13 protein-coding genes are annotated in these 13,038 nt (G+C 37.1%); all 13 read left to right on the top strand.

What is annotated here, in order from left to right; genetic code table 11:
• Positions 1-201 precede the first annotated feature (201 nt).
• The 13 genes from JGH11_RS09345 to JGH11_RS09285 all read left to right on the top strand — a co-directional run bounded on the left by JGH11_RS09345 (position 202) and on the right by JGH11_RS09285 (position 12,979).
• On the top strand, positions 202-696 hold the full coding sequence (locus JGH11_RS09345; RefSeq protein WP_201111317.1) for a DoxX family protein: 495 nt from the start codon (positions 202-204) through the stop codon (positions 694-696).
• 14 nt (positions 697-710) lie between these two features.
• The gene (locus tag JGH11_RS09340) at positions 711-2,408 is read left to right on the top strand and encodes a Gfo/Idh/MocA family protein (RefSeq protein ID WP_201111316.1); all 1,698 of its coding nucleotides are present in this window, start codon (positions 711-713) and stop codon (positions 2,406-2,408) included.
• 51 nt (positions 2,409-2,459) lie between these two features.
• Positions 2,460-3,938 (top strand): Gfo/Idh/MocA family protein, encoded by a 1,479-nt coding sequence (locus tag JGH11_RS09335; protein ID WP_201111315.1) that lies wholly within the window; start codon positions 2,460-2,462, stop codon positions 3,936-3,938.
• 34 nt (positions 3,939-3,972) lie between these two features.
• Complete coding sequence (locus tag JGH11_RS09330) at positions 3,973-4,851, top strand: DUF1080 domain-containing protein (RefSeq protein ID WP_201111314.1); 879 nt, start codon at positions 3,973-3,975, stop codon at positions 4,849-4,851.
• Positions 4,852-4,960: 109 nt separating this feature from the next.
• Positions 4,961-5,848 carry a sugar phosphate isomerase/epimerase gene (locus tag JGH11_RS09325; RefSeq protein WP_201111313.1) on the top strand — a complete coding sequence of 296 codons (888 nt, stop codon included), beginning with the start codon at positions 4,961-4,963 and terminating at the stop codon, positions 5,846-5,848.
• A gap of 50 nt (positions 5,849-5,898) precedes the next feature.
• Positions 5,899-6,864: an FAD:protein FMN transferase gene (locus JGH11_RS09320; protein WP_201111312.1), complete on the top strand. Its 966-nt coding sequence runs from the start codon at positions 5,899-5,901 to the stop codon at positions 6,862-6,864.
• A gap of 193 nt (positions 6,865-7,057) precedes the next feature.
• Complete coding sequence (gene tatA / locus JGH11_RS09315; RefSeq protein ID WP_201111311.1) at positions 7,058-7,258, top strand: twin-arginine translocase TatA/TatE family subunit; 201 nt, start codon at positions 7,058-7,060, stop codon at positions 7,256-7,258.
• A 14-nt stretch (positions 7,259-7,272) separates the two neighbouring features.
• Positions 7,273-8,130 carry a twin-arginine translocase subunit TatC gene (tatC, locus tag JGH11_RS09310; protein ID WP_201111310.1) on the top strand — a complete coding sequence of 286 codons (858 nt, stop codon included), beginning with the start codon at positions 7,273-7,275 and terminating at the stop codon, positions 8,128-8,130.
• 282 nt (positions 8,131-8,412) lie between these two features.
• Positions 8,413-9,108: an RNA ligase family protein gene (locus tag JGH11_RS09305; RefSeq protein WP_201111309.1), complete on the top strand. Its 696-nt coding sequence runs from the start codon at positions 8,413-8,415 to the stop codon at positions 9,106-9,108.
• 23 nt (positions 9,109-9,131) lie between these two features.
• Complete coding sequence (locus JGH11_RS09300) at positions 9,132-10,250, top strand: AAA family ATPase (RefSeq protein ID WP_201111308.1); 1,119 nt, start codon at positions 9,132-9,134, stop codon at positions 10,248-10,250.
• Between the two features lie 56 nt (positions 10,251-10,306).
• Complete coding sequence (locus JGH11_RS09295; protein ID WP_201111307.1) at positions 10,307-10,675, top strand: DUF4377 domain-containing protein; 369 nt, start codon at positions 10,307-10,309, stop codon at positions 10,673-10,675.
• A gap of 220 nt (positions 10,676-10,895) precedes the next feature.
• Positions 10,896-11,159, top strand: coding sequence for a hypothetical protein (locus JGH11_RS09290; RefSeq protein ID WP_201111306.1), 264 nt, complete (start codon positions 10,896-10,898; stop codon positions 11,157-11,159).
• A 125-nt stretch (positions 11,160-11,284) separates the two neighbouring features.
• A complete protein-coding gene (locus JGH11_RS09285; protein ID WP_201111305.1) occupies positions 11,285-12,979 on the top strand; it encodes a glutamine--tRNA ligase/YqeY domain fusion protein in 1,695 nt (564 codons plus the stop codon).
• Positions 12,980-13,038 lie beyond the last annotated feature (59 nt).

Raw genomic sequence — 13,038 nt, 5'->3', positions numbered from 1 at the left:
TTATTCACTCAAAATATTCCTAGCTTTATTTCCACCTTTGCATTAACCTAATCCTATGATAACAAGGATGAGCCCATGAAAAGGATTATTAGAAGAAAAATTTCAAGACCTTGGTTAATTAGATATTTATTCCATTTTTTTGAAAGATACAATATTGTCAAAATATCAAAATTAAAACGATTTATTTATTAACTTTTATCCATGAATAAACAAACTCCTTACTCGCGCATGCAAACCTTTTGGCTAGTCATATTAAGACTTCTTATCGGTTGGCATTTTCTGTACGAGGGAATTGTGAAAATTTTAAACTCAGGCTGGACTGCTTATCCATATTTGATGGATTCGCAAGGATTCTTTGCCGAATACTTTCACAGTTTAGCCGACAACCCAGGCCTACTGGCAGTTTCTAATTACTTTAATATATATGGACTTACATTGATTGGATTAGCCCTAATCCTGGGATGTTTCTCACGTATCGCCTCTATTGGAGGTATATTTTTCCTGGCCATGTACTATCTTTCTCATCCTCCTTTCATAGGAGCTGAGTATATGATGCCTACCGAAGGATCATATTTGTGGGTTGATAAAAACCTGATTGAAATAGGGGCATTAATGGTGTTAATATACTTCCCTACGTCCCGTATTATTGGGCTTGACCGATATATTTGTAAATTATGTAAATGTAAATCCAGCTAACATATTATAATACTATGGCATCTGAAGACCAAATTCTTCCTGAAGATAAAGATAAGAACAAAGATACAAAAGCATCTGACAATAACTATCTGCCCGAATCGCAAGGCAGACGTGATGCAATAAAAGCACTGGCCACTATCCCTGTTTTAGGTGCATTAGCTTACGGAGTATACAGTAAACAAAAACATGACAAAACACTCCGAGACGTAAGCGACGTATTCAGACTAAGTAAAGATAGCGCTACAATAGCCGAATTACAACCTAATGGAAAACAGATTCGTATAGGTATTATAGGCTGTGGTATACGAGGAAAACAACTCCTCAGAGCGGCAGGATTTGCGAGCCCTAAAGCTTTACAAGAATTGATTGACGAATCCAAAAAAGATAAAAAAGACACACGCTACGTTGATTTTAAGGCTCAAGAAGATCTGAATATCGTTATCACAGGAGTGTGCGATATTTTTGACACATTTGCCGAAGAAGGTATTGCTGCCGGTGCAAATATAAATAGAGAAGGAAATGGCGGAACCTTAGGACCAGCTCCGAAACGCTATCGTCACTATCAGGAAATGCTGGCTGCCGACGATATTGATGCTGTTATTATAGCTACTCCTGACCACTGGCATAGTACTATGGCAATGGATGCAGCAAAAGCGGGCAAACATGTATATGTAGAGAAACCTCTCTCATGGACTGTTCCTGAAACGTATATGGTAAGAGAAGTTATCAAAAATACGGGTATAGTGTTCCAGCTTGGACACCAAGGACGCCAAGTAGATAGCTACCATAAAGCTAAAGAAATAATAGACAAAGGGCTTCTGGGGTCAATAAGCCTTATCGAAGTTTGTACAAATAGAAACGATCCTAATGGAGCATGGGTATATAACATAGATCCAACTGCAAATCCTCAGACTATCGATTGGAAACAATTTGAAGGGAACCAAGAACGTATAAAAGAGTACACGGACTATATGACCAAATACAAGCTGGAAAAATATGTAGGACCGGAAGACAGAAGCAAATTTAGTCTGGAACGCTTTTTCCGTTGGCGTTGTTGGTGGGATTATAGTACAGGCCTTAGTGGAGACTTATTAACTCACGAATATGACGCCGTTAACCAGTTAATGGGTGTAGGTATCCCCCATTCGGCAACATCGTCGGGAGGTGTATACTTTTTTAAGGACGGAAGAACTGTACCAGATGTCTTACAAACAACCTTCGAGTTCCCCGACACAAATATGACAATGCTTTATAGTGCCACTCAAGCTAATGCCCGTAACAGAGGTAAAGTAATTATGGGACACGATGCTTCGATGGAAGTAGGAGATACTCTGACTGTAAAAATAGATCCATTTTCAACTAGATATAAAGAAAAACTGGATAAAGGAATTATCAAACCTGATGTTCCCTTCTATACATATGTACCAGGTAAAAGCAATGTAGATGCAATAACCTCAGCCACAGAAATGTATTTTGCTCAAAGAGGATTGCTCTATTCTTATTTGGGGGGTAAGCGTTATGATACAACATTCCTGCATATAAGAGAATGGCTCGAATGTATACGCGACACAAATAAGAAAACCTCATGTGGCATAGATGCTGCATTCGAAGAAGCTATTACTGCTCACATGGGAACCCGAGCCTATCTCGAAGGACGTACCATGTATTGGGATAAAGAAAAGGAGGAAATTATCAGAGGTGAATTAAACTAATAATACCATTAAATCTAGAGAATATTATTAACCTAAAAAACAAAAAAAGTTATGGCATCAGACATTTCGAGAAGAAAGTTCCTTTCAACAGGGGCAAAAGCAGCGATCGGTCTAACGATCATCCCAAGTACAGTTTTGGGGAAAAATTTCGGACATGTAGCACCTAGCGATAAACTGAACATTGCGGCAGTAGGTATCGGAGGTATGGGACACGCAAACATCAAGCAAGTAGAAAAAACAGAAAACATTGTAGGGTTATGTGATGTGGACTGGAGATATGCAAAAGGTGTTTTCGATCGTTTCCCAAATGCGAAGAAATACTGGGATTTCCGCAAAATGTATGACGAAATGGGTAAAGACATAGATGCTGTTATTGTTGCTACTGCCGACCATACTCATGCTATCATCTCAGCAGACGCAATGACTATGGGCAAGCATGTGTATTGCCAAAAACCTCTTACACACTCTGTCTATGAATCTCGTTTGTTGACAAAATTAGCAGCAAAACACAAAGTTGCTACTCAAATGGGTAACCAAGGATCATCGGGCGAAGGAGTAAATCTTGTATGCGAATGGATCGCTAATGGGGAGATAGGTGAAGTAACAAAAGTAGAATGTGCAACAGACCGTCCTATCTGGCCACAGGGACTAATGACTCCGGAAAAAGCCGATAAGATTCCGTCTACTCTGAACTGGGATTTGTTTACAGGTCCAGCAGAACTGAAACCATTCAATAATATTTATCATCCATGGAACTGGCGCGGCTGGTGGGCGTATGGTACAGGTGCTTTGGGCGACATGGCATGCCACATCATGCATCCGGTATTCAAGGGCTTGAAGTTGGGTTATCCTACAAAGGTACAAGGTTCTTCTACATTGCTACTTAGAGATTGCGCTCCGCAGGCTCAGCATGTAAGATTAACATTCCCGGCTCGTGATAATATGCCTAAAGTGGCTATGCCTGAAGTAGAAGTACATTGGTATGATGGAGGTATGATGCCGGATCGTCCGAAAGGATTCCCTCAAGGAAAACAATTGATGGGTGACGGTGGTGGATTGGTTATCTTCCATGGTACAAAAGACACGCTAATTTGCGGATGCTACGGTGTGAACCCTTGGTTGTTGTCTGGTCGCGTTCCGAATGCACCAAAGACACAACGCCGTGTAACTACATCTCACGAGATGGATTGGGTACGTGCATGTAAAGAAAGTCCTGAAAACCGTGTGAAAACGGCTTCTGACTTCAGTGAAGCAGGCCCATTCAACGAAATGGTAGTGATGGGAGTATTGGCTATTCGTCTACAAGCCTTGAACAAGGAATTACTATGGGATGGAGATAATATGCGTTTCACTAACATCGGTTCCGACGAAGAGTTGAAGATCGTTATTAAAGATGGTTTCACCATTAAAGATGGGCATCCTTCATTTAATAAGGATATGACAGATCCGATCAATGCTCAAGCATTTGCTCAAGAATTGATAAGCCATACTTACAGAAATGGTTGGAAACTACCTGAAATGCCTAGATAATTAGATTTTGTTAAATTTAACCAGATAAATAAAGATGAAAAAATTATTTTATAGTATCGGCTGTGTTATGATCGCAGGAGCATTAGTTGCTTGCGGTGGAGGAAAAAAAGCAGACACTAATAAAGAAGAGAGTAAAGATGCAGAGACTGTTCAACTAGCTATTAATACACAACCATTAAAAGATAGTGTAAAAGTTGAAGAATCGTTTGCTGTTGATAAGGATGGTTATATTTCTATATTCGATGGTACATCTTTTAAAGGATGGCGCGGTTATGGAAAAGACGCTATCCCTGGAAAATGGATTATTGACGAGGGCGCTATCAAGTTTAATGGAACAGGTGGCGGAGAAGCTCAAGAAAAAGATGGTGGAGATATAATCTTTGCTCATAAATTTAAAAACTTCGAGCTTACTTTTGAATGGAAGGTTGCTAAAGGTAGTAACTCCGGAGTTTTCTTCCTTGCTCAAGAGGTTGAATCGACCGATGATAAAGGAAATAAGAAGATGGAACCTATTTACATATCTTCTCCTGAATACCAAATACTTGACAATGCTAATCATCCGGACGCAAAAATGGGTAAGGATAACAATCGTCAATCAGCATCTCTTTACGATATGATCCCTGCCGTTCCTCAAAATTCTAAACCTTTTGGAGAATGGAATACAGGTAAGATCATGGTTTATAAAGGAACTGTTGTTCATGGCCAAAACGGCGAAAACGTTGTTGAATATCATTTATGGACTCCTCAATGGACAGAACTCCTTCAAGCAAGTAAATTTAGTGAAGCTAAATGGCCTTTGGCTTTCCAATTGCTGAACAATCTTGGAGGTCCTGAAAGAGAAGGATATATCGGTCTTCAAGATCATGGAGATGATGTTTGGTTCCGAAATATTAAGGTAAAAATCCTTGACTAATTAGTCAACTAATTTTTTCTATTAAATAAAAGTCAAATCCATGCGAGGGAAGTCTTTCCCTTGCAATGGATTTGATAGTTTAAACAAATCTTATCTTATAATTAATAACATGAAAATATCAATGTTTCTTCTCACAGCCTTTCTAATACTTGCTTCTTGCACACCTAAGGCAGAGAATGCAGATGCCCAAAAAGCACCTGTAAAAAAGGATATCGCTTTGCAGCTATATTCTCTGAGAGATGATATATCCAAAGATTATGCCGGTACAATCAAAAAAGCAGGTGAAATGGGATATACTGCTGTTGAAGCAGCAAATTACGGTGATGGGAAATTCTACGGTAAATCACCTGAAGAATTCAAAGCTGATATTGAAGCAGCGGGAATGAAAGTATTATCTTCTCATACAGGAAAACAACTATCTGAAAAAGAATTGGCCAGCAAAGACTTTACAGAATCTTTGACATGGTGGGATCAATGTATTGCCGCTCACAAAGCTGCTGGTATGTCATACATAGTAACCCCTTGGATGGAAGTTCCTAAAACATTAAAGGACCTGCAAACATATTGCGAATATTACAACGAAGTAGGTAAAAGATGTAAAGAAAACGGTATGTCGTTCGGATATCATAACCATGCACACGAGTTCGAAAAAGTAGAGGACAAAGTGATGCTTGATTATATGATTGAAAATACAAATCCTGAATATGTATTTTTCGAAATGGATGTTTATTGGGTAGTAAGAGGACAACAAAGCCCTGTAGACTATTTCAACAAATACAAAAATCGTTTCACCCTCCTACATATTAAAGACAATAAAGAGCTTGGACAAAGTGGTATGGTCGGCTTCGACGCTATTTTCAAAAATACGGATGCTGCAGGAACAAAACATCTTGTAGTAGAAGTAGAGAAATACAATTTCGAACCTGTGGAAAGTGTAAAACAAAGTCTAGAATATCTTTTAAATTGCCCATTGGTAAAAGAAAGTTACAATAAGTAAAATAAAATAAGGGGCAGGCTTTAAGAGCTTGCCCTTATTCTATATAGATTATGAACACAGTAATGGCCGATAACGGCACCTTCTATTACAATATACAAGGAACAGCAGAAGGTACAAGCTACAATATTATTTATCAGGATGATGAAGATCGTGACTTTCAGCCTGCAATAGAAGCTTTATTGGTTCAATTCGAAAAATCACTCTCGGTATATGATGAAACATCAATTATATCACGAGTAAACAGAAATGAAAAAATAGAAACAGACTACTTTTTTCAAACCGTATTTAACAAAGCTAAGGAAATAAGCAACTTAACTGAGGGAACATTTGACATCTCGGCTGAACCTCTTTTTAGAGCATGGGGATTTAGCTCTCAAGAAAAACACATTCCTAATGAAGCACAAATAACAGATCTAAAGCAACATATAGGAATGGACAAAATACGTATCGAAAACAATTTTGTAATAAAGTCTAATCCTAATATAGTATTAAATGCGAATGCAATTGCCAAAGGATATTCTGCCGACTTAATATCACTTGTTCTTGAAGAATATGGTTGTGAAAACTTCTTGGTTGAAATAGGTGGCGAGATCCGCCTAAAGGGAGTCAATACAGAAGGACAAGCATGGCGAATAGGAATAGATCGCCCATCTGAAGACAACCCGATACCAGGGCAAAATTTGCAGGTCATATTACAAATTACGGATAGAGGAATTGCCACATCAGGAAATTACCGACAGTTTTATATCGAAAATGGTCAAAAAGTCGCGCATACTATAAATCCGGCGACAGGATATCCGGTAAAGCATAATTTACTATCTACTACTGTAATAGCTAAAGATGCTATCACAGCAGATGCTTTTGCCACAGCATTTCTGGTAGCAGGCGTAGAAAAAGCGCTAGAATGGATAAATTTATTTCCAGAACTGGATGCTATTTTCATTTATGATGAAGCAGGAGAATATAAAATGTATTATACACCTGGAATAGAAGAAAACCTTATTTTATCCACATGATGACATAATCCTTTTTATTGTTAAAAAAGTAATAAATCTATCATCTATACAGCGTTTTCGGTAATATTTATATTATTTTTAGCTGATGAATATAAAATAGATATATATTAACGATAATAAGCCTCTTTATAATTATATCAAGTACTAAATAATAATGCCTTACGATTTAAAATAACACTAAAAAAATAAAATCATGAATACACTTTTGTTTTTAGGAAACCTGGGTACAGGAGAAATAATAATCATAGCTATAGTTGTACTTCTACTTTTCGGTGGACGCAAAATACCTGAACTGATGAAAGGTCTTGGAAAAGGAATTAAGAACTTCAAGGAAGGAGTCAAAGGTATAGAAGACGATATAGAGGGAAACGACGACAAAACTAAAAAAGACTGAGATCATACTTTTCTATGGAAGAGAACAACGAAGGAATGTCCTTTTGGGATCATTTAGAGGAACTTAGATGGACTATAGTAAGGTCTATTATAGCATTATTTGTTTTTGCAATACTTGGCTTTGTGGTAATGCCGTATATATACGATACGTGGATAATGGGACCAACCCGTGCCGATTTTGTATTGTATAAGTATTTATGTTATGCTACATCAGCAATACCTTTTTTACCCGATTTCTGCGATAGTACATTTTATGTCAAAATTATAAATTACAACTTGACATCGCAATTTTTCAGGCACATGACCACCTCTTTCTGGTTGGCACTGATCTTAACTTTTCCATACCTCATATTTGAGATATGGCGTTTTGTCAGCCCTGCATTATATGCCAGTGAAAGAAAAAGTGTCAAATGGGTATTCTTATTTGGTACTACAATGTTCTTCATTGGATGTGCAGTCGGATATTTTCTTGTATTTCCGATGACATTCCGATTCCTGGCAACTTACCAACTGAGTGAAATGATAGAAAATACCATTTCTCTTGATTCATATATGGACATGTTCTTGATGCTCGTATTTATTATGGGTATTGTATTTGAGCTACCTTTGGTATCATGGTTCTTATCACAACTTGGTCTACTGAACAGATCGTTCTTTAAGAAATTTAGAAGACATGCGATCGTGGGTTTACTTGTACTATCTGCATTTATTACGCCATCAAGTGATCCATTCACTCTATCAGTAGTATTTATACCTCTTTATTTCTTATTCGAACTAAGTAGGTTTATGGTTAAACCTGCACCGAAAGAAGAAAACGATGAGGACGATGAGGAGTTAGAAGAAGATTCTCCAAGTTTATCTGTAGAAGAATAATATTTATCGATATAAGTAAAAGCGCATATCTGATTTATTAGATATGCGCTTTTACTTTTGAACACTTTCACTTATACACATAATCTGATAGGAATGTCTAATTTGGTTTAGTTGATAAATTTCCCTATCTTTACTTAAAATATTTAACAACTACTTTATATAAAATGCTATGTAATTGTTTAGTCTACATAGAGGGAACCGTCCCTCCTCCTTCAAGACTGTAAGTTCCAACTTACGGGTCTTGTCTGTTATTGTATTCTAAAAACTAAAAACAATTACATTATGTTATCACAAAAATATGGTCGTACATATCATTTCCCTTTTTCGCCCGGGACAACGAGCGACGACCGAATTAATTATACATACTGGGACAATATCCAACAAATAGAAACTCTCGTACATACAGAGAAGCTGGATGGCGAAAACAATTGTCTTAATCGGTTTGGTGTATTTGCCAGATCTCATGTTGCACCTACAACTTCGGCCTGGACAAATCAAATACGTGAACGATGGGAAATTATAAAACATGATCTTGATGATATAGAGCTCTTTGGTGAAAATCTATACGCTGTTCATTCTATCGAATATAAACAAATAGAATCATATTATTATATATTCGCAGTACGTAGTCTCGATAAATGGCTATCGTGGGAAGAGGTAAAATTTTATGCCGCAATGTTCGATTTTCCTACAGTGCCTGAATTAGCGACTGTACCTGTTACAGATTTAACACAAGATAAACTTAAAGAGCAGATATTGACCTGGGCCGGCGAACCAGCCATATTCGGATCAGTTGATACACAAACAGGAAAAGATTGTACTCGAGAAGGAATTGTAAGCAGAAATTCTAATGAATATGCAGTAAAAGACTTTCCTCAGAATGTATTCAAATATGTACGCAAAGGACATGTGAAAACGAACAAACATTGGACACGCAATTGGAAACGTGCACAACTAAGTTGGGAAAAAGAAAGATAAATCAATAAAAAAAAGTATATATTATGATTTGGAAAATAACACAAAATAAAAACTGGGATGATCTTGAGAAACAATTCTCATGGGTAGCAGATATGAAAAATGTACCTCAGCACAAATTACACCATGCTGAAGGAGATGTAGCTATACATACACAAATGGTACTTGATGAACTGACCAAACTCCCTGCTTATAAAACATTATCGGAACAGGAACAGGAAATATTATGGGCTGCCTCTTTGTTACATGATGTAGAGAAACGATCTACTTCGCAAGATGAGGGGGAAGGAAATATATCGGCAATCGGACATTCAAGTAAAGGAGAATACACTACTAGAGAAATTTTATTCAAAGATATCCCTACCCCTTTTCATATACGTGAACAGATTGCATCATTAGTTAGGTTTCACAGTCTACCCTTATGGTTGATGGAAAAACTTGAACCGGCCAAAAGAATTCATGCCATATCACTACGCTTAAATACACAGCACTTGAAATTACTCGCAGAGGCCGATGCCCGAGGAAGGCATTGCTCCGATTTACCTATTCTTCTCGAATCGCTGGATTTATTCGAAATGTTTTGCAAAGAACAAGAGTGTTGGGGTAAAGCTTTGGAATTTCCGACACCGAATGCACGATTCGAATATTTCAATACTATTGACGGCTATGTAGGATACGTTCCTTTCGACAATTTCAAATGTGAGGTTACAATGATTGCCGGTTTACCGGGTATGGGCAAAGATCACTATGTAAAATCTCTAAAGTCAGATATCCCTGTAATTAGTCTCGATGCCATCCGTCACAATCACAAATATAGCCCTTCCGACAAGTCTGTAACCGGACGTGTTGTACAGGAGGCAAAAGAACAGGCACGTAAATATCTACGTAAAAAACAAAGTTTCATTTGGAATGCAACAAATATCACACGCTTAATGCGCCAGCAACTGGTAGACTTATTTACTCTATATGGAGCAAAAGTAAAGATTGTATATGTAGAAAAACCATATTCTATATGGAGAGCGCAAAATCTAAAAAGAGATTCGCCTGTTCCGGAAAATATATTAGATAAAATGTTAAGAAAACTGGAGATTCCCCAACTTACAGAAGCACATGAAGTAGAATATGTCCTGAACAAAGAGAACTAAAATATTGTTTTAATAGTATTAAAAATATTTGTAGTACAACCTAAAAAGCATAGAGTATGTATAAAGTAATAATTAGTCTATTCGCAATATCTTTATTCTTAGGATCATGCAATAGTTCTCAAAAAACACAAAAGACAGAAAATACAGAGAAGTTGACAATTGCCTCTCAGCAAGCAGACTGCGTAGGTGTTGGGCCAATGAAATGCCTTCTTGTTAAAAAAGAAGGGCAAACAGATTGGGAATTTTTCTACAACAATATCGAAGGATTTCAATATACTCCGGGATATGAATATCTGCTCGAAGTAAAAGTAGATACAATTAAAATGCCTCCGGCGGATGCTTCAACACTAAAATATACACTAATAAAAGAAATATCTAAAGAAGAGAAAACGTCAGAGAATTTACCTCAAATTCCTGTACAATAGTATAAATAAAGAAAATAGTATATAAAACAGGGTCTGCACAGTATTGTGCGGACCTTGTTCTGTAATAGTCACTATTTCTTGATGGAAAATCTAAGCCACACTTTTACCTCCTTTAGTTAAAATACAGTGCATGACTACTATCCATAGTGTAGAATAGTTAGAACATATGATTTGTAACTTGTAACTTATTTCTACCTTTGTAACTTTATTTTAAATTTATATGAAATTACAAGTATTCATACTGAATATTATTTTAGTAGCCATTTCCTTATCGGCATGCTCATCTCTGGAAAGTGATGCTAAGAAGGCTGCTGAACTGGAAAAAAAATCTATAGAATACATAAAAGAGGGAGACTTGGAGGAAGCTGAAAGAGTGTTTAAAGAGGCTAAAGAAATTATCACCCAATACAAGGGAACAGAAAAATATGAAAGGTTTTACGAGGTATACAATAATCATATCATTGGTAAAGCTACTCAAAACTGATTATTCAATAGAAAAAACATCTAGTAATACGATTAGGAGTTATAGCATATAAAATAGTTACACTTACAAAGTAATAAATAGGTCAACGACCTTAATAATATAGAAACTAATATATTTTCAGCCATATGTCTGATATTAATTTAACTACAGAAGAGCCTAAGAGAAGCCTCAATTTTATAGAGGTTGCAGTTGAAAACGACCTAAAAGAAGGTAAGAACGACAGCCGTGTCCAGACACGTTTTCCTCCTGAACCAAACGGCTATTTACATATAGGGCACGCAAAAGCTATCTGCATCGACTTTGGTATTGCTCAAAAATATGGAGGTATATGCAACCTTCGTTTCGATGATACCAATCCCGTAAAAGAAGATGTAGAATATGTAGATTCTATAAAAGAAGATATTCAATGGCTCGGATATGACTGGGCAAATGTATATTATGCGTCAGATTATTTTACTCAGCTATGGGAATTTGCAGTCCAACTGATTAAAGAAGGAAAAGCATACATAGACGAGCAATCTGCTGAAGATATCGCTAAACAAAAAGGTACCCCTACTCAGGCAGGGCAAAACAGTCCTTATAGAGATCGTCCGATAGAAGAGAACCTAGATCTCTTTGCAAAAATGAATGAAGGTTACTTCGAAGAAGGTAGTATGGTATTACGCGCCAAGATAGATATGGCCTCGTCCAACATGCACTTCCGGGATCCCATTATTTACCGCATTATAAATCATCCGCATCACCGTACAGGAAAAACGTGGCAAGCCTACCCCATGTATGACTTTGCGCATGGTCAATGTGATTATTTCGAAGGGGTGACTCATTCGTTATGTACCTTAGAATTCGATGTACATCGTCCACTTTATGACTGGTTTATCGACCAACTAAAAACAGACGATTATCGTCCCCGTCAGTATGAGTTCAACCGGTTGAACCTTACATATACAGTTATGAGCAAACGTAAGTTGCTACAACTGGTAAAAGAAAACCTTGTTAACGGATGGGATGACCCTCGTATGCCTACTATTTGTGGATTCAGACGCAGAGGTTTTACACCCGAATCTATCCACAATTTTATAGATAGAATAGGATATACAAAATACGATGGCATCAATGATATAGGACTACTTGAATATGCTGTACGCGAAGACCTTAATAAAAAAGTAACACGTGTTTCGGCTATCTTAGACCCTGTAAAACTGATTATAACCAATTATCCGGAAGGAGAAACCGAAATAATGGAAGCCCATAATAATCCGGAAGATGAAAATTCGGGAAGCCATAACGTCCTATTCTCTCGTGAACTATTTATTGAAAGAGATGACTTCATGGAAGATGCTCCGAAGAAATATTTCCGCTTGACTCCGGGTAATGAGGTTCGTCTTAAAAATGCCTATATCGTAAAATGTACAGGTTGTAAAAAAGATGATGCCGGCAACGTAGTAGAGGTATATGCCGAATACGACTCCCAGACAAAAAGCGGAATGCCTGAAAGTGGACGCAAAGTTAAAGGTACAATTCATTGGGTATCTACCAACGACTGCTTCGATGCAGAAGTACGTCTTTACGATCGTCTATTTATTGTTGAAAATCCGTCGGAAGATGAACGAGATTTCAAAGAATTATTAAATCCTGACTCTTTGAAGGTACTTAGAGGTTGTAAAATGGAAGCGTATCTAAAAAATGCTGTAGCAGGCGATAAATTCCAATTCCAGCGTACAGGCTATTTCTGTGTAGATAAAGATTCGACTTTAGATAATATGGTATTCAACCGTACCGTTTCATTAAAAGATTCTTGGGCTAAGGCAAAAGATAAATAATTATCTTTATCTATATGTATAAATTGCGTTCTTTGCGTTTAATGTTCATAAATTAGCGT

This window comes from Dysgonomonas sp. Marseille-P4677, from assembly GCF_016652235.1.
Classification (GTDB): domain Bacteria; phylum Bacteroidota; class Bacteroidia; order Bacteroidales; family Dysgonomonadaceae; genus Dysgonomonas.
This window is presented reverse-complemented; position numbering and strand designations above follow the sequence as displayed.